This is a genomic window from Micromonospora sp. NPDC005172 (assembly GCF_040608555.1).
In the GTDB taxonomy this organism is placed as follows: domain Bacteria; phylum Actinomycetota; class Actinomycetes; order Mycobacteriales; family Micromonosporaceae; genus Micromonospora.
Genome location: NZ_JBEXIL010000015.1, coordinates 51786 through 69705, shown reverse-complemented (window position 1 = coordinate 69705; position 17920 = coordinate 51786). Strand labels below are relative to the sequence as shown.

General features: G+C 71.1%; 15 protein-coding genes. 11 read left to right on the top strand and 4 right to left on the bottom strand.

Annotated elements, in window-relative coordinates:
- The first annotated feature begins 94 nt into the window (after nt 1-94).
- The 5 genes from yajC to ABZV06_RS13175 all read left to right on the top strand — a co-directional run bounded on the left by yajC (nt 95) and on the right by ABZV06_RS13175 (nt 7250).
- Nucleotides 95-433 (top strand): preprotein translocase subunit YajC, encoded by a 339-nt coding sequence (yajC, locus tag ABZV06_RS13195; RefSeq protein ID WP_354856026.1) that lies wholly within the window; start codon nt 95-97, stop codon nt 431-433.
- A gap of 279 nt (nt 434-712) precedes the next feature.
- Entirely contained in the window at nt 713-2611 is a 1899-nt protein-coding gene (gene secD, locus ABZV06_RS13190; protein ID WP_355247162.1) for a protein translocase subunit SecD, read from the top strand.
- 1 nt (nt 2612) lies between these two features.
- On the top strand, nt 2613-3809 hold the full coding sequence (secF, locus tag ABZV06_RS13185; protein WP_355247164.1) for a protein translocase subunit SecF: 1197 nt from the start codon (nt 2613-2615) through the stop codon (nt 3807-3809).
- A gap of 102 nt (nt 3810-3911) precedes the next feature.
- Nucleotides 3912-4478, top strand: coding sequence for an adenine phosphoribosyltransferase (locus ABZV06_RS13180; RefSeq protein ID WP_355247167.1), 567 nt, complete (start codon nt 3912-3914; stop codon nt 4476-4478).
- Between the two features lie 246 nt (nt 4479-4724).
- Nucleotides 4725-7250, top strand: coding sequence for a bifunctional (p)ppGpp synthetase/guanosine-3',5'-bis(diphosphate) 3'-pyrophosphohydrolase (locus tag ABZV06_RS13175; protein WP_355621143.1), 2526 nt, complete (start codon nt 4725-4727; stop codon nt 7248-7250).
- 66 nt (nt 7251-7316) lie between these two features.
- Here the strand turns inward: ABZV06_RS13175 and ABZV06_RS13170 are convergent, their stop codons facing one another.
- The gene (locus ABZV06_RS13170; protein WP_355247173.1) at nt 7317-8156 is read right to left on the bottom strand and encodes a peptidylprolyl isomerase; all 840 of its coding nucleotides are present in this window, start codon (nt 8154-8156) and stop codon (nt 7317-7319) included.
- Nucleotides 8157-8215: 59 nt separating this feature from the next.
- Nucleotides 8216-9088: a peptidylprolyl isomerase gene (locus tag ABZV06_RS13165; RefSeq protein WP_355247176.1), complete on the bottom strand. Its 873-nt coding sequence runs from the start codon at nt 9086-9088 to the stop codon at nt 8216-8218.
- 266 nt (nt 9089-9354) lie between these two features.
- Between ABZV06_RS13165 and ABZV06_RS13160 the strand changes: the two genes are divergently transcribed.
- From ABZV06_RS13160 to ABZV06_RS13150, 3 genes are all read left to right on the top strand, one after another.
- On the top strand, nt 9355-10065 hold the full coding sequence (locus tag ABZV06_RS13160) for an MBL fold metallo-hydrolase (protein WP_355621141.1): 711 nt from the start codon (nt 9355-9357) through the stop codon (nt 10063-10065).
- A gap of 71 nt (nt 10066-10136) precedes the next feature.
- The gene (hisS, locus tag ABZV06_RS13155) at nt 10137-11465 is read left to right on the top strand and encodes a histidine--tRNA ligase (RefSeq protein ID WP_355621138.1); all 1329 of its coding nucleotides are present in this window, start codon (nt 10137-10139) and stop codon (nt 11463-11465) included.
- Nucleotides 11466-11535: 70 nt separating this feature from the next.
- Nucleotides 11536-12477, top strand: a complete 942-nt coding sequence (locus ABZV06_RS13150) for an acyl-ACP desaturase (protein WP_355621135.1) — start codon at nt 11536-11538, stop codon at nt 12475-12477.
- A 179-nt stretch (nt 12478-12656) separates the two neighbouring features.
- On the opposite strand, the gene ABZV06_RS13145 is transcribed toward ABZV06_RS13150, so the two are convergent.
- Entirely contained in the window at nt 12657-13163 is a 507-nt protein-coding gene (locus tag ABZV06_RS13145; RefSeq protein ID WP_355621132.1) for a PaaI family thioesterase, read from the bottom strand.
- Between the two features lie 55 nt (nt 13164-13218).
- Here ABZV06_RS13145 and ABZV06_RS13140 point away from each other — a divergent pair, with 55 nt between their 5' ends.
- The gene (locus ABZV06_RS13140) at nt 13219-13695 is read left to right on the top strand and encodes a helix-turn-helix domain-containing protein (RefSeq protein WP_355243036.1); all 477 of its coding nucleotides are present in this window, start codon (nt 13219-13221) and stop codon (nt 13693-13695) included.
- A 353-nt stretch (nt 13696-14048) separates the two neighbouring features.
- Nucleotides 14049-15092, top strand: a complete 1044-nt coding sequence (locus tag ABZV06_RS13135; protein WP_355243039.1) for a S1 family peptidase — start codon at nt 14049-14051, stop codon at nt 15090-15092.
- A 74-nt stretch (nt 15093-15166) separates the two neighbouring features.
- Here ABZV06_RS13135 and ABZV06_RS13130 read toward each other — a convergent pair whose 3' ends face one another.
- Nucleotides 15167-15883, bottom strand: coding sequence for a DUF998 domain-containing protein (locus ABZV06_RS13130; protein WP_355243042.1), 717 nt, complete (start codon nt 15881-15883; stop codon nt 15167-15169).
- Nucleotides 15884-16039: 156 nt separating this feature from the next.
- Here ABZV06_RS13130 and aspS point away from each other — a divergent pair, with 156 nt between their 5' ends.
- Nucleotides 16040-17863: an aspartate--tRNA ligase gene (gene aspS, locus ABZV06_RS13125; RefSeq protein WP_355621129.1), complete on the top strand. Its 1824-nt coding sequence runs from the start codon at nt 16040-16042 to the stop codon at nt 17861-17863.
- Nucleotides 17864-17920 lie beyond the last annotated feature (57 nt).

Genomic DNA, 17920 nt, shown 5'->3' with positions numbered 1-17920 from the left:
ATTAGACTTCGCCGCGGTCTGTACAGGATGTGAGAATCCGCCTCCGCTCTGGCACTCCCCGTGCCGGACAGGGGCCAATGGGAAGGCAGTAACCGTGCAATACCTTGCAGCGGGTGGTGGGGCCGGCGGCTTCACGCCGATCCTGATGATCGTCCTGCTCTTCGGCGTCATGTACTTCATGATGATCCGTCCCCAGCAGAAGCGTCGCCGCGACGCCGAGGCCATGCAGTCGGCGCTCGGTCCGGGCGACGAGGTCGTCACCATCGGCGGGCTCTACGGCACGGTCACCGGCGTCGAGGACGACGCCGTCCTGCTCGAGATCGCTCCGGGCGTCCAGACCCGCTACGCCCGGCCGGCCATCGCCCGGGTGGTCACCCGCGCGGAGCTGCCGAGCGAGCCGGTCACCGAGGACGCGGACACCGTCAAGGAATGACCTTCCCGCAGGGGGTCGACGGTTTCGGCGCACGGCCGGCCGACCGGCCCCCGGGGTCACCGCGCCCGACGGGGCAGCGGACGTGACGTGAAAACTGGATAGTTGGGTCGACGCCGGGCGTCGGCACGTTCCCGTGGCCGTCGGCGTCCCCCGTCCGGCGTGTCCGGCCACTGTGTCGGCATCCCGTCGGCTCAGGTCAGACCGTTGGCCGGGACCCCCGGCCCGACACTCGCCGCCGCCGCGCGCAGCGGCGCGACCGTACAGGGAGACAGGACAACCGTGGCACCACCTCAGGGACAGATGCGACCCGGCCGGCAGCTCGCCGTGCTCGGGTTCATCTTCGTGGTCCTCTACCTTCTGGTGTTCTTCGCGGGCGGTGCCAGCGGCAGCTTCAAGGACCGGCTCGAGCCCAAGCTCGGTCTGGACCTGATCGGCGGCACCCGGATGACGCTGGAGGCGACCAACAACGTCGACGGCAAGCCTCCGACGGCGGAGAACCTCGAAGAGGCCCGCCAGATCATCGAGAGCCGGGTCAACGCGTTCGGCGTGGCCGAGGCCGAGGTGGTCACCGAGGGCAACCGGAACATCGTCATCTCCCTGCCGGGTGAGAACCGGGACCTGACGGACGTGGGCAGCGCCGCCGAGCTGCGCTTCCGCAAGGTGCTCAAGGCCGCGGACGGCAGCGGTACGGCCGCTGCGCCGCCGGCGGCCACGCCGGCGCCGGGCAGCGTCACGCCGTCCGGTGCCGCGACGCCGCCGGCCCCGTCGGGCAGCGCCGCGCCGAAGGTGAGCCCGTCGGCCAGCGGCGGACAGGGCGGGATGGCGCCCGCGCCGAGCGCCAGTGCCACGCCGACCCCGTCGGCCTCGGCGAGTGCCGCGCCGTCGGCGAGTGCCAGCGCCGAGCCGGTGCCGGCGAGCATCGAGCAGCAGCGCAAGGCCGTCGAGCAGAAGGTCGGTGCCGCCGCCTGGCAGGCTGCCAGCGCGTTGCAGGCTCCCGCCGACCTGAGCACCGACCCGTCGTTGGGTGACAAGCTCAAGCCGTTCAGCACGCTGACCCCGCAAGAGGTCGCCGTACTGCCGGCGCAGATGCAGTTCAACGTGCCGACGATCGGCTGCGCCCAGCTCGACAAGCGCCCGCCGGCGTCGATCTCCGACCCCAAGCAGCAGGTCGTGTCCTGCGAGGATGGGGCCTCGAAGTACCTGCTCGACCAGGCCAAGGTCGAGGGCACCGACGTGGACGACGCCGACGCGGTGCTCGACCAGACCAACGCCTGGGTGGTCAGCCTCGACTTCACCGGCGACGGCCAGGGCAAGTGGACCGCGTTGACCCGTGAGTCGTTCAACAACGAGGGCCAGGCCTGCGACGCGACCGCTCTCGGTCAGGACGGCAAGTGCCGGGTCGCCGTGGTGCTGGACAACGAGATCGTCTCCTCCCCGGAGATCCAGGGCGTGCTGACCGGCAACTCCCAGATCACCGGTAACTTCACCCAGAAGGACGCCAGCGCCCTCGCCAGCCAGCTCCGCTACGGCGCGCTGCCGGTGACCTTCGAGCCGCAGGAGTCGCAGAACGTCACCGCGACCCTGGGCGCCAGCCACCTGCGGGCCGGTCTGCTCGCGGCCGGCATCGGCATGCTGCTGGTCATCATCTACGCGTTCTTCTACTACCGGCTGCTCGGCTCGGTCATCTTCCTGAGCCTGATCCTCTCCGCGCTGCTGGTCTTCGGCGCGCTGGTGGTGCTCGGCCGGCAGATCGGCTTCACGCTCACCCTCGCCGGCATCGCCGGCATGATCGTCTCGCTCGGCGTGGCGGCGGACTCGTTCGTCATCTACTTCGAACGACTCAAGGACGAGATCCGGGAGGGGCGCAGCCCACGCAGCGCGGTGCCCCGCGCCTGGATCCGGGCCCGGCGGACCATCATCTCGGCCAACGCGATCACCCTGCTCTCGGCGGTGGTGCTCTACGTGGTCTCGGTCGGCACGGTCAAGGGCTTCGCGTTCGCGCTCGGCCTGGCCACGGTGCTGGACCTGGTCGTGGTCTTCCTCTTCCGACACCCGATCATGACGATGTTCGCCCGGACCCGGGCGTTCCTGTCCCCGCGGGTCAGCGGCCTGGGCCGAGCGCTTCCGGCCCGCAGCCAGCAGACTCAGCCCCGCAACCCGCGCGCCAAGGAGGCCTGAGATGGCTGAAAACGGTTTGGCGAGCCGCCTCTACAACGGCGAGGCCGGTCTCAACATCGTCGGCCGGCGCAAGCTGTGGTTCGGCGTCGCCGGTGTCCTGGTCCTGATCGCGATCCTGAGCTTCTCGATCCGCGGTTTCAGCCTGGGCATCGAGTTCGCCGGTGGCAACTCGTTCCAGGTGCCCGCCAGCGTCGGCACCCTGGACGACGCCGAGCGTGAGGTCAACTCGGCTCTCGCGGCCGAGAACACCGGCATCGAGGTCGCGACCGCGCAGAAGGTCGGCGGTCCCGGCGGCGACTCCTACGAGCTGCGCACGGCGCAGCTCACCGCCGAGCAGACCAACGCCGTGAAGGCCAAGATCGCCGACGACCTCGGCATCGACGTGAGCCAGATCAGCGGCAACCAGGTCAGCGAGGCGTGGGGCAGCCAGGTGACCGAACGGGCCGTGCTCGGCCTGGTCATCTTCATCGCGCTGGTGATGGTCTATCTGATCCTGCGCTTCGAGTGGCGGATGGCCGTCGCCGCGGTCTCGTCGCTGTTCATGAACCTGATCCTCACCGCCGGCATCTACTCGCTTGTCGGCTTCGAGGTCACCCCGTCGACGATCATCGGCTTCCTCACGATCCTGGGCTTCGCGCTCTACGACGTGGTGGTGGTCTTCGACAAGGTGCAGGAGAACACCCGGGGCATCACCGCCAACAACAACATGACGTACAGCGAGGCGGCCAACCTGGCCGTCAACCAGAGCCTCATGCGGTCGCTGAACACCTCCGTGGTGGCCCTGCTGCCCGTGGGTGGTCTGCTCTTCATCGGTGCCGGCCTGCTCGGCGCGGGCACCCTGAAGGACCTCGGCCTGGTGCTGTTCGTCGGTATGGCGGTGGCGTTCCTGACCTCCATCCTGGTGGCGACGCCGCTGCTGGCGCTGCTCAAGAACTACGACCCGCGCATCCAGGCGCACAACAAGCGGGTGCTGGCCCGCCGGGGTGCGTCGGGCCGTGGCGAGGCCACCGGCAAGGTCGCCCCGACCGCGACGCCGGTCGACGGCGAGACGGCCGACGTGATCGACCCGGACTCCGCCGCGCTGGCCGGAGCGGCCCCCAAGGTGGGTTCGCGGCCGGCGGGCAAGCGGCCGACCGGCGCGCGGGGCGGTCGCCCCGGCGGCGGCGGTAACCGGCCCGGTGGCGCCAAGCGGCGCTGACCGCCCCGGGGCTGACCCGCGAGGAAACGCCCGGACGGCGTCCGGCATGCTGTGCGAGCAGCAAGCCGGACGCCGTCGTCGTCGGAAGGGAACGGAACAGCCGTGACGGAGACCCACAGCACCGCGGCGCGCGGAGACAGCGGCCCGGAGGCCGCCCGGTTGGTGGCCAGCCGGGTGCTGGACGTGCCGGACTTCCCCAAGCCCGGTGTCCTGTTCAAGGACCTGATGCCGCTGTTCGCCGACGGTGCGGCGTTCCGTGAGGTGGTCGACGGGATCGTCGCGTACCACGGGCGGGACGCCTTCGACGTCGTGGTGGGCATCGAGGCGCGCGGGTTCGTCGTCGCGGCGGCCGTCGCGTACGCGGCCGGGGTGGGTGTGGTACCGGTGCGTAAGGCCGGAAAGCTGCCCCGCCCGGCGCACTCGGTGTCGTACGCCCTCGAGTACGGCGAGGCCACCCTGGAGGTGCACGAGGATGCCTTCACCGCCGGCCACCGGGTGCTCGTCGTCGATGACGTGCTGGCCACCGGCGGCACCGCCGAGGCGACGTGGGACCTGGTCGAGCGCGCCGGCGGTACGGTGACGGGCTTCACCGTGCTCCTGGAGATTGGGTTCCTGGGCGCGCGGGAGCGACTGGCACCACGTCCGGTCCATGCCCTGCTGACCGTTTGATACCTGACCTGCGGACGTCCTGGTAGGGGTGCCCCCGCGTTCCTGCGTGACCGGGTGTGACGGCCGGCGGCACCGCGGCCTGGTCGGCCCGGTCGCCCGGGCGTCGACCATCCGGCGGAGCGGCAGGGGACCGTCCGTGCGGGTAGCATTGCCCATTGCTGACGCCGGCGGTGCGCCGTCCGGCTACGCGAGACCAGGCCGGCCGACACACGGCCGGCGTGTTTCCGGCGAGCGGTGAGGAGGCCGGTGTCCCACGATGTCGTTCCTCCGGCGGAGGGCACGGTGCATCCCACAGGCGACGCTGACGGCTCGGTGACCGACCGGAACGGCGACGCGCCGGCACGGGTGACGGGCACCGACAACGGCGCCGGCAGGGCTCCTGCCGACGGCGCGACGGCTCCGACCGGGGTCACGGCGAGCGCCGTCGAGGCGTCGCCCGGCGCCGACGGGGTCGTGGTTCCGTTCCCGAGCGACGCCGGTGTCGATCCGTCGCCGAGCGGTGGTTTCGGGCTCTCCAGCGCCCCCACCGGCCGGCGGGTGCGCGCCCGGCTGGCCCGGTTCAACGCGCCCTGGCAGACCTCGCAGGTCAGCGAGGTGCTGGAGCCGCTCATCGCGAGCCATCGGGAGAACCACCCGAAGGCCGACGCCCGGCTGCTCCAACGCGCCTTCGACACGGCCGCGCGGTGGCACTCCGGGCAGTACCGCAAGTCCGGCGACCCGTACATCACCCATCCCCTTGCCGTGGCGACGATCCTCGGCAACCTGGGGATGGACACGACCACGCTTGTCGCGGCGCTGCTGCACGACACGATCGAGGACACCGAGTACACCCTCGACGCGATGCGCGCCGACTTCGGCGGCGAGGTCGCCCTGCTGGTCGACGGCGTCACCAAGCTGGACAAGGTCAAGCTGGGCGACGCGGCGAAGGCCGAGACGATCCGCAAGATGGTCGTGGCAATGGCCAAGGACCCGCGGGTGCTGGTGATCAAGTTGGCCGACCGGCTGCACAACATGCGTACCCTGTCCTTCCTGCCGGCGCCCAAGCGTGAGCAGAAGGCCAAGGAGACCCTGGAGATCCTGGCGCCGCTGGCCCACCGCCTCGGTATGAACACGATCAAGTGGGAGCTGGAGGATCTGGCCTTCGGCACGCTGTTCCCGAAGCGGTTCGAGGAGATCAACCGGCTGATCGGTGAGCACCAGCCGCAGCGCGAGTCGCTGCTGCGGCAGGTCACCCAGAAGGTCGGCACCGACCTGAAGGCCGCCAAGATCAAGGCGGAGACGACCGGACGGCCGAAGCACCTCTACTCGATCTACCAGAAGATGATCGTGCGAGGTCGCGACTTCAACGACATCTACGACCTGGTGGGTGTGCGGATCCTGGTCGACACGGTGCGTGACTGCTACGCGGCGCTGGGGGTCATCCACGCCAACTGGCAGCCGGTGCCGGGCCGGTTCAAGGACTACATCGCCATGCCCAAGTTCAACATGTACCAGTCGTTGCACACGACTGTCATCGGGCCCACCGGCAAGCCGGTGGAGATGCAGATCCGCACGTACGCGATGCACCGCACCGCCGAGTTCGGCATCGCCGCGCACTGGAAGTACAAGGAGCACAAGGGCACCCAGGTGGTCGGCCCGCCGGCCCACATCGACGAGATGACCTGGCTGCGGCAGCTGCTGGACTGGCAGCGCGAGGCGGCCGACCCGAGCGAGTTCCTGGACGCGCTGCGCTTCGACCTGTCCAGCCAGGAGGTGTACGTCTTCACCCCGAAGGGTGACGTCATTCCGCTGCCGACCGGGTCGACGCCTGTGGACTTCGCGTACGCGGTGCACACCGAGGTCGGGCACAAGTGCATCGGCGCGCGGGTCAACGGCAAGCTCGTGCCGCTGGAGTCGACGCTGTCCAACGGCGACGTGATCGAGATCTTCACGTCGAAGTCCGAGACGGCCGGCCCGACGCAGGACTGGCTGGGCTTCGTCAAGAGTCCGCGCGCCCGCACCAAGATCCGCCAGTACTTCAACAAGGAGCGGCGCGAGGAGGCGATCGAGGCCGGCAAGGACGCGATCGTCAAGGCGATGCGCAAGCAGGGCATGCCGTTGCAGCGGATGCTCACCTCGGACGCGCTGATGTCGATCGCCCGGGACCTGCACCTCGCCGACGTGGCGTCGCTGTACGCGGCGGTCGGCGACAGTCAGGTCTCCGCGCAGTCGGTGGTGCAGAAGCTGATGGCGGCGTACGGCGGCGAGGAGGGCGCGGCGGAGGACATCGCCGAGACCGCCGTCGCCACCCGACCGCCGCGCAGTCGGCAGAGCAGCGCCGATCCCGGTGTCGTGGTCCGGGGCGTCAGCGACGTCTGGATCAAGTTGGCGCGCTGCTGCACCCCGGTCCCGCCCGACTCGGTGTTCGGGTTCGTCACCCGTTCCGGCGGGGTGAGCGTGCACCGTGACGACTGCGCGAACGCGGAGGACCTGCGGGCGCAGCCCGAGCGTGTGGTCGAGGTGAGCTGGAAGCTCACGTCCGCGTCCACGTTCCTGGTGGCGATCCAGGTCGAGGCGTTGGACCGGCACAAGCTGCTCGCCGACGTCACCCGGGTGCTCTCCGAGGAGCGGGTCAACATCCTGTCCGCGACCGTCACCACCACCCGCGACCGGGTGGCGGTGAGCCGGTTCAGCTTCGAGATGGCCGACCCGAAGCACCTGGGCCACCTGCTGGCCACCGTCCGCAAGGTCGACGGTGTGTTCGACGCGTACCGGGTCACCTCCGGCGCCTGACGCGTACCCCACACACGAGAGCGCCCGCCGGCTCAGCCGGCGGGCGCTTCGTCATCCTGGTGGGCGTCAGCCCTGCGGCGCGCTCATCGTGAGGGTCTTGATGACGACCTCCTTCTTCGGGTGGCCGCCACCGGCCTGCTGGGCGAACGCCCCGTCGTCGCCGGCCTTGGCCACGTCCTTGACGATGTCCATGCCGCCGGTGACGGTGCCCAGCACCGTGTACGCGGGGTCGAGCGGGGAGTCGCCGTACACGATGAAGAACTGGCTGCCGGTGCTGCCCGGCTGACCGGAGTTGGCCATCGCGATGACACCCTCCGGGTACGGCGGGCGCTTGTCGGTGGGCAGGTTCTCCTCCGGCAGCCGGAAGCTCGGGCCACCCGTGCCGTCGGTGTCCCGCCAGCCCTTGCCGGTGGCGCTCGGGTCACCGCACTGCAGCACCTTGATGCCCTCGGTCACCAGGCGGTGGCACTTGGTGTTGTCGAAGAACTTCTTCTCGGCGAGGAGGCTGAACGCCCCCGCCGTGCACGGCACCTGCGACCGGTCGACCTTGGCCGTGATCGGGCCCAGGTTGGTGTCGATCGTCATGGTCTGCACACCGTCGGCGGACTGCTGGTTGCTCGGCACCCCGACGTCCTTGATCTGCGGGGACCGCTGGTCGGCCGGCATCGCGTTGTAGACGCACTCGGACGCCCCGGGCGCCGACGCGGCGTCCTTGCCCTTGTCGTCGTCGCCGCCGAGTGTCGTGGCCAGCCAGACGGTGCCGGCGACCACGAGCACCAGCACGGCGGCCGCGCCGACGATCGCCTGCGTCTGGCGGCGCTTGCGGGCCTTGGCCGATCGCTCGGCCATCTCCTTCTCGAGTCTGGCGCGTGCCGCCGCGCGCTGCCGCTCTCTGGTGGACGTCACGCCTGGATCCTCCTGGCTGTCTGCTGCGGGGTGCCGCTTGAGGTGGGTGGGGCGACCGGTCAGCCGGCGCTCGGGCTGCTGGCCGGGGCGCCGGACGGCGGCGGTGCCGCGCCGGTGACCGGCTCGCCGACCGTGAGGCTCTGGATCACCACGTCGGTCTTGGGCTTGACCTTCGCCCCGGTCCCATTGTCCACGGTCGGCTGGGCGCCGATCTTCTCCACCACGTCCAGCCCGCCGGTGACCTTGCCGATCACCGGGTACTTCGGGTCCGCCGTGGTGAAGTCCTTGAAGAAGATCAGGAACTGGCTGCCGTTGGCGCCCGGCGGGTTGGAGATCATCGCCACGGTGCCCTTGGGGTACGTCGGCGGCTGTCCGGGCGCGGGGCTGGCCGACGGTGACGGCGCGGTCGGCACGTCCTCGTCGTAGAACGAGTAGGTGGGCCCACCGAGGCCGGTGCCGCTGGGGTCACCGCAGCGCAGCGCGCCGTCGGTGGTGATCTCGTGGCACTTGGTGTTGTCGTAGAACGACCGGCTCGCCAGGTGCGCGATGCTCGCGCCGGCGCACGGCGAGCTGGTCAGGTTCAGCTCGGCGGTGATCGGCGCGCCCTGGTTGGTGGTGACGGTCATCGCCCGGGTGCCGTCGGTCGGCAGACCCTTGGTCTCCGGCGTGCCGACGTCCTTGAGGTTGGTGTTCGCCGTCGCGTCCTGCGGCGTCCAGAGGCAGGTGTCCTCCGCGGCCGTGTTCTGCTTCGGGTCGGAGTCGAACGCCCCGAGCGCCCAGGCCGAGCCGGCCACGATCACCGCGAGGACCAGGAAGGCGCCGACACCGGCCTGGATCTGCCGACGCCGCCGCGTGGCTGCCGCCCGGCGTGCCATCTGCCGGTCGAGCTTGGCCCGCGCCAGTTTGCGCTGCCGGTCCCTGCTGGAAGCCACAGGTGCTCCCCTTTCTTCGCCTGATCGTCACCGGCGGCCGGCTCTCCCGGCCCGTCCGGGCGTCGCGTGTGCCGCGCCACACGCCCGCCAGAGTGTACGGCTAGTGACTGGGAATGTGGTGTACGAGGTCCACCCCGTCGCGAGCAGCGCTTATCGGAGGTTGTCACTGTGCCTGTCGGGGCGTGCGGGACGGACGCGGCAAACCCGCTCGGCCCGCCGGATAGGCTGCTGGGCAGGACGACAGCTCGACGGAGAGGACAGCGCCCGTGCTCGTGGCCGGCTTTCCCGCGGACGCCTTCGGCACCAACTGCTACGTGGTCGCCACCGCGCCGGGGGAGCAGTGCGTGGTGGTCGACCCCGGCATCGGGGTGCTCGACCAGCTCGACGCGCTGCTCGCCGAGCACCGCCTGCATCCGGCCGCCGTGCTGCTCACCCACGGCCACCTGGACCACACGTTCTCGGTGGCCCCGGTCTGCGGCGCGCGCGGGATCACCGCGTACGTGCACCCCGGCGACCGGGAGATGCTCGCCGACCCGTCCAAGGGTCTTTCGGCCGACCTGACCTCGCTCTTCGCCGGCCGGCTGAGCTACAGCGAGCCGGACGACGTGGCCGAGCTGACCGACGGCGCCACCCTCACGCTCGCCGGCCTGGAGATCGCCGTCGACCACGCCCCGGGCCATACCGGCGGATCGGTGCTGTTCCGGCTGCCCGGCGCCGGGTCGGGCTGGGAGGCGGACGAGATCTGCCTCTCCGGCGACGTCCTCTTCGCCGGCTCGATCGGCCGCACCGACCTGCCCGGCGGCAGCATGCCGGCCATGCTCGCCAGTCTGCGCGACAAGATCCTCCCGCTGGCCGACGACACCGTCGTGCTGCCCGGCCACGGCCCCAGCACCACCATCGGCCGTGAGCGCGCCAGCAACCCGTACCTCGTCGAGGTCGCCGGCACGTCGCCGGCCGCGCCCACCCGGGGCCTCTAGCTCTCGTCCGCGCCGCGCGCGGACCCACGACACCACCGCGCCGTGGGCGCGGAACCGCAAGGAGTACGCCGATGAGCAAGCCCACGCCCATCTCCGGGTTCCCGGAGTGGACCCCCGGTCAGCGGATGATCGAGCAGTTCGTGCTCGACAAGATCCGGGCCACGTTCGAGCTGTACGGATTCGCCCCGCTGGAGACCCGCGCGGTGGAGCCGCTGGACCAGCTCCTGCGCAAGGGGGAGACCTCCAAGGAGGTCTACGTGATCCGGCGGCTGCACGCCGACGGCGACAGCGGCGGCGGTGACGACCAGCTCGGCCTGCACTTCGACCTGACCGTGCCGTTCGCGCGGTACGTGGTGGAGAACGCCGGCAAGCTGACCTTCCCGTTCCGCCGCTACCAGATCCAGAAGGTGTGGCGGGGGGAGCGGCCGCAGGAGGGGCGCTACCGGGAGTTCGTCCAGGCCGACATCGACATCGTCGACCGGGACACCCTGGCGCCGCACCACGAGGCGGAGATGCCGCTGGTCATCGGGGACGCGCTGCGCGCCCTGCCCATCCCGCCGGTGACGATCCAGGTCAACAACCGCAAGATCTGGGAGGGCTTCTTCCGTGGCATCGGGGTGACCGACTCCGAGGCGGCGCTGCGCAGTGTCGACAAGCTCGACAAGATCGGCCCGGCGAAGGTGGCCGAGCTGCTGGCCGAGACCGCCGGGGCGAGCGAGGCGCAGGCCAAGGCGTGTCTCGCGTTGGCCGAGATCTCCGCGCCGGATGCCTCCTTCGCCGACGCCGTTCGCGCGCTCGGGGTCACCGACCCGCTGCTCGACGAGGGCGTCGAGGAGTTGGTCCGGGTGGTACAGACCGCCGCCGACCACTCGCCCGGCCTCTGCGTGGCCGACCTGCGCATCGCCCGTGGCCTGGACTACTACACCGGCACGGTGTACGAGACGCAGCTCCGCGGCTACGAGCGGTTCGGGTCGATCTGCTCCGGCGGCCGGTACGACAACCTGGCGACCGCGGGAGCCACCTCGTACCCCGGTGTGGGTATCTCGATCGGGGTGACCCGGCTGCTCGGGCTGCTCTTCGGGGCGGGGGAGCTGTCCGTCTCCCGTTCGGTGCCCACCTGTGTGCTGGTGGCGCTGGCCGACGAGGAGCACCGTGCGACAAGCGACCGGATCGCGGCGGCGCTACGTCGTCGGGGTATCGCCACCGAGGTGTCGCCGAGCGCGGCCAAGTTCGGCAAGCAGATCCGCTACGCCGAGCGGCGGGGCATCCCGTACGTCTGGTTCCCCGGGGCCGACGGCACGTCGGACGAGGTGAAGGACATCCGCTCCGGTGAGCAGGTCACGGCCGACGCGCAGGCCTGGACGCCCCCGGCGGGTGACCTGAAACCGGCGGTGGTTTGACGGCTCCACTGGCGCTAACGGTCGCGGGGACCTACGGTAGCGTAAGTTACGCCACCGTAGGGAGTTACTCGTGACCGTGAGCACCGCACTGAGCCAGACCGCCCTGCTCGTCGAGCTGGAGCCGGTCGTCGCGCGAAACCTGGACCGCCATCTCTCGCTGGCGAAGGAGTGGTTTCCGCACGAGTACGTGCCGTGGAGCGACGGTCGTACCTTCGACGGTCCACTCGGCGGTGAGGCGTGGTCGCCCACCGACTCGGCGATCCCGGACGTGGCTCGCACGGCGCTGATCGTGAACCTGCTGACCGAGGACAACCTGCCCTCGTACCACCACGAGATCGCCACCCTGTTCGGTCGTGACGGCGCGTGGGGCACGTGGGTGCACCGGTGGACCGCCGAGGAGGGGCGGCACGGCGTCGCGATCCGCGACTACCTGACCGTGAGCCGTGCCGTCGACCCGGTGGCGTTGGAGCGGGCTCGGATGACGCACATGTCGGAGGGCTACACCAACGCCCACGGCGACGAGGTGCTGCACTCGCTGGCGTACGTCTCGTTCCAGGAACTGGCCACCCGGATCTCGCACCGCAACACCGGCAAGGCCACCGGCGATCCGGTCTGCGAGGCGCTGCTGGCCCGGGTCGCCGCCGACGAGAACCTGCACATGGTCTTCTACCGCAACCTGCTCGCCGCCGCCTTCGAGCTGGCCCCGAGTCAGGCCATGCGGGCCGTCGCCGACGTGGTCGCCGACTTCCAGATGCCCGGCAACGGCATCGAGGGCTTCGCCCGCAAGTCGGTGGCGATCGCCCTCGCCGGCATCTACGACCTGCGCCAGCACCGTGACGAGGTGTTGCAGCCGGTCCTGCGCCAGTGGGACGTCTTCAACGTGACCGGCCTCAACGCCGACGGCGAAGCCGCCCGCGAGCAGCTGGCGGCCCAGCTCGACGTGCTGGAGAACGCCGCAGCCCGCTTCGAAGAAAAGCGCGACGCAAGAGCAGCCCGCCTCGCTACCCGCTAAACCCAACCCGCCCCGCCCCCCGTCCCCGCCCCCGCCCCCCGCCCCCCGCCCCGTCGATCTTGCACTTTCTGTCGTCGCAAATCAGGGCACAGCCCTCGTGTCGACCACTGAAACTGCAAGATCGGCGGCGAGGGGGCGGGGGTGGGGTGCGGGAGGGGAGGGGGGTTGGGGGTTTGGGGTCAGGGGAGGGGGAGGATCAGGCAGGTGCTTGTCGCGTGGGCGACCAGGCGATTGTCCGTGTCGGTCAGGCGGGCTTCGGCCAGGGCGGTGCGGCGTCCACGTTGCAGGACCGTGCCCTCGCAGCGCAGCGTGCCGCTGGTGACGGTGACCGGGCGGAGGAACTTCACGTTGAGGTCCAGCGAGGTGTAGCCGACCCCGGCGGGCAGCGTGGTGTGCACGGCGCACGCGGCGGCGGTGTCCAACAGCGTCGAGAGGACGCCGCCGTGCACGGTGCCCAGCGGGTTGTAGTGGAACTCCTGCGGGACCAGCTCGACGACGACCCGCCCCTCGTCGGCCTCCAACCGAGCCATGTCGATCAGGTGCATCACCGGCGGCGCGGCCAGCTCGCCGGCGATCATCGCGCGGAGCATGTCGAGACCGCTGCGCTGGCCGACCTGGGCGGCGTTGGCCGCCGGGTCCGACCAGGTGAAGGTACGGCTTCGCGCCGGCTCCTGAGTCTGTGTCATGGACGCAGCCTGGCAGGGCGTTGCTGAGTCTGTCAACGAGACCTAGGCTGGTCGGATGAGGCCCGTGGCACTGGACTGGTCGGTGGAGAACTGCACCGTCTCCCGCGCGATGGAGATTCTCGGCGAGCGGTGGACCATGGTGGTGCTGCGGGAGGTCTTCAGCGGCGTACGACGCTTCGACGACATGCGTGTCCGCACCGGCGTGCCGAGGCAGGTTCTCACCAACCGTCTGGCCCTGCTCGTCGAGCGGGGCGTCCTGCGTCGCGAGCCGTACCGGGAGCCCGGCAGTCGACTGCGCCACGAGTACCGGCTGACCGAGATGGGCATGGCCCTCTGGCCGGTGCTGGTCGCCGTGCTCGGGTGGGGTGACCGCTACCTGGCCGACGCCGAGGGTCCGCCGTTGAGCGTCGAGCACCGTGACTGCGGCGCGCCGGTACGCGTCGAGCTGCGCTGCGCCGACGGGCACGCGGTCGCCGACGCCCGCGACGTACTGCCCCGCCCGGGCCCCGGGGCGCGCCGCCGTACCGCCTGACGTCGCCCGCCCGTCTCGGGGGCGACTCGGCGTCGCACGCCTCCACCCACGGGGTGGATCGGCGTCGTACCCGTCCGCCCGTTGTGGCATGGACGGCCTCCGTCGGCGGATGGTGTCCGAAAGAGATCCGCTGGTTCCCGGAGTGTGACGCCAGATGCCCGCGAGCGTGTCCGTGGTGTTGCGGCGGTGTCATCGATGGGGGTCGACGAATTCGGGCGAAACCTGGTCTTGTCAATGATCTTAAGTATGTGAATACTTCAGTTCACTCGACCGGTTTTCGCAGATCGGCCGGGTTGCCCTCGGGTCAGCCACCCCCGGCCAGACCCGCCTCTCCCGCCCAGGAGGTTTGTTACATGCGACCCACGAGGTCATCATTCCGCGTTGCGGCGACCGTTGCCGTGAGCGGAACCCTGGTCGTCGGCTCGCTCATCGGCGCACCCGCCCAGGCCGCCCCCGCCGCCTCGCCCGACGCCGGCGCGGCCCTGTCCGCTCAGCTCGGCGACCGCTCCGCCGGCTCGTACATCGACGCCAGCGGCAAGACCGTCGTCACGGTGACCGACGCCGCCGCCGCCCGCACGGCCAGCAAGGCCGGAGCGAGCGTCAAGTACGTCACCCGTGGCGCCGCCGAGCTCAACCGGGCGACCGCCGAGCTGGAGCGCTCGGCGAAGATCCCAGGCACCGCCTGGTGGAGCGACCCGATCACCAACCAGGTGGTCGTTTCCGTCGACAGCACCGTCACCGGCGCCAAGCTGGAGCGGGTCAAGGCCGCCGCCGCGCGCGCCAACGGCGCGGTGCGGGTCGAGGCCGAGGCCGGCGTGCTCAGCACTCGGATCTCCGGTGGCCAGGCCATCTACACCGGCGGCTACCGCTGCTCGCTCGGCTTCAACGTGCGCAGCGGCAGCACCTACTACTTCCTGACCGCCGGGCACTGCACCAACCTCGGCACCAACTGGTACTCGAACTCCAGCCAGACGACCCTGCTGGGCACCCGTACCGGCACCAGCTTCCCGGGCAACGACTACGGCATCGTGCGGCACAGCAACTCCGCGAACGCCGCCGGTAACGTCTACCTCTACAACGGCAGCTACCGGGACATCACCGGCTCCGGCAACGCGTCTGTCGGCCAGTCGGTGCAGCGCTCCGGCAGCACCACCGGCCTGCGCAGCGGCTCGGTGAGCGCGACCAACGCCACGGTGAACTACGCCGAGGGCTCGGTCTCCGGCCTGATCCGCACCAACGTCTGCGCCGAGGGCGGCGACAGCGGTGGCTCGCTCTTCTCCGGTGGCACCGCGCTCGGCCTCACCTCCGGCGGCAGCGGCAACTGCAGCAGCGGTGGCACGACCTACTTCCAGCCGGTCACCGAGGCCCTGAGCCGCTACGGCGTCAGCGTCTTCTGATCGACGTACCGCACGCGGGCCGCCGGAGCACTCCGGCGGCCCGCGTCGCGCGTCCGGGCTCGCCGGGGGTCGCCCTACGCGATCCGATCCGGTCCGTCGGTCGGCAGCAGCGGATCCGGGGGTACGACACCGGTCGCCGGCACTGCCGGCCCGAGCGACGTGGTGCCGGCGGCCCAGTCGAGGTGCGCCCGGCGCGCCGAGAGCACCGCCAGCAGCGGCCAGAGTGAGACGCCCACCGCCGTCGCCCGCTCGGCCAGGCCGGTCCGGGACCCGCTGGTCACCTCGAACGCGAACCAGCCGAACAGGGCGAGCAGCACGAGCGTCGCGCTCAACGCCACGCCGCGACGGAACGCCCAGGGCGGTTGCGACGCCCGTGGGTGCGCGATGTCCGGGCCGCGCGGTAGCCGAAGCGCCGATCCGGCGGGCCAGAGTGCCAGCGCCAGGACGGCGACGGTCGCCGCGATGCCGTGGCTGAGTGAGCCGCCGACCGTCGGCCGGGGAAAGGCGACGAGCGCGATTGTCGCCACGCCGCCGACGGCCAGCAGGAAGCGGCTGGGCAGACCGGCCGCGTGCAGCACGGCGGCGATCGCCAGGTAACAGCAGCCGAGCAGCACCAGCGCAGTGATCATGATCCAGGCGTCGGTGGCGTCGTGCCCGGCCAGTTCGCTGATGGTGTCCCGGACCGGGTCGTACCCGGCGGGCTGCCGGGCGCCGGCGACCGTCCAGCCGCCCACCAGCAGCACCGGCGCGGCGACCGCCGTGGCGACGCCCCAGTTCGGTACGGCGCGCATCTGGCCACGGTAACCGGCGTGAAGGGCCCGAAGAGCCGGGTTCGCCGGCTCGCCCACCAGCGAATCACGCCGGCCTGACGGGTGCCCCGGAGCGCAGCGGGTCACCCCTGACAGAATGCGGGGTGAGGACTGTTCCACGATGAGGAGTTGCCAGCCGTGATCCGTACCCACAATGCCGGAAGCCTGCGCGCCGCGGACGCCGGCTCGACGGTGACGCTCGCCGGGTGGGTGGCCCGCCGACGCGACCACGGCGGCGTCATCTTCGTCGACCTGCGCGACGGCTCCGGCGTGGTCCAGGTGGTGTTCCGCGAGGAGGACGCGCACGCGCTGCGCAACGAGTTCTGCGTGAAGGTCGTCGGCGAGGTGACCCGCCGCCCGGCCGGCAACGAGAACCCCGACCTGCCCACCGGTGAGGTCGAGGTGACCGTCACCGAGCTGGAGGTGCTCTCCGAGGCCGCGCCGCTGCCGCTGCCCGTGGACGACCAGGTCGAGGCCGGCGACGACATCCGGCTCAAGTACCGCTACCTGGACCTGCGCCGCAGCGGCCCGGCGAACGCGCTGCGGCTGCGCTCGCGTGCCAGCCATCTCGCCCGGGGCGTGCTGCACGAGCGGGACTTCCTGGAGATCGAGACGCCGACGCTGACCCGCTCGACGCCCGAGGGTGCCCGCGACTTCCTGGTGCCGGTGCGGTTGCAGCCAGGCAGCTGGTACGCGCTGCCGCAGTCGCCGCAGCTGTTCAAGCAGCTCCTGATGGTCGGCGGCATGGAGCGGTACTACCAGATCGCCCGCTGCTACCGCGACGAGGACTTCCGCGCCGACCGGCAACCGGAGTTCACCCAGCTCGACATCGAGATGTCCTTCGTGACCGAGGACGACGTGATCGACCTCGGCGAGGCGATCGTCTCGGCGCTGTGGAAGGACCTGGCCGGGCACGAGATCACCCGGCCGATCCCGCGGATCACCTGGCACGACGCCATGGCCCGGTACGGCTCGGACAAGCCGGACCTGCGCTACGGCGTCGAGCTGACCGAGCTGACCGACTATCTGCGCGGCACCGAGTTCCGGGTGTTCGCCGGCGCGATCGACGCGGGCGGCTACGTCGGCGCGGTCGTGATGCCGGGCGGCGCGAGCCAGACCCGCAAGGAGCTGGACGGCTGGCAGGACTGGGCGAAGGCGCGCGGCGCGCGGGGCCTCGCGTACGTGGTGCTGGACGCCGAGACCGGCGAGGCACGCGGCCCGGTGGCGAAGAACCTCTCCGCCGAGCACCTGGGCGGGCTCGCCGACGCGGTCGGCGCCAAGCCGGGCGACGCGGTGTTCTTCGCGGCGAGCGCCACCGCCCGGGAGGCGCAGGAGCTGCTGGGCGCGGCCCGCGTCGAGATCGCCAAGCGGTCCGGCCTGATCGACGAGAGCGCCTGGGCGTTCTGCTGGGTCGTCGACGCGCCGATGTTCGAGCCGGCCTCCGACCAGGGGAATGGCGCGGCGGGCGGCTGGACGGCCGTGCACCACCCGTTCACCTCGCCGAACTCGGAGTGGGTGGACCGGTTCGAGGAGGCGCCGGACCGCGCCCTGGCGTACGCGTACGACATCGTCTGCAACGGCAACGAGATCGGTGGCGGCTCGATCCGTATCCACCGGGGGGACGTGCAGCAGCGGGTCTTCGACCTGCTCGGCATCACCCCCGAGGAGGCGCAGGACAAGTTCGGCTTCCTGCTGGAGGCGTTCAAGTACGGCGCCCCGCCGCACGGCGGTATCGCGTTCGGCTGGGACCGGGTCTGCATGCTGCTGGCCGGCGCGGACTCCATCCGTGAGGTCATCGCGTTCCCGAAGACCCGTGGTGGCTTCGACCCGCTGACCGGCGCGCCCACCCCGATCACCGGCCAGCAGCGCACCGAGGCCGGCATCGACGCCAAGCCCAAGCCGGCCGCCACCGCCCACACCGGCACCGCCGGCCCGGCAGCCCCGGTGGCCGACCCGGTCTGACCCCCGGCCCCCGCACCCCCGGCCCCTGCTTGGTTGATCAAGAGGTTTGCGTCATCA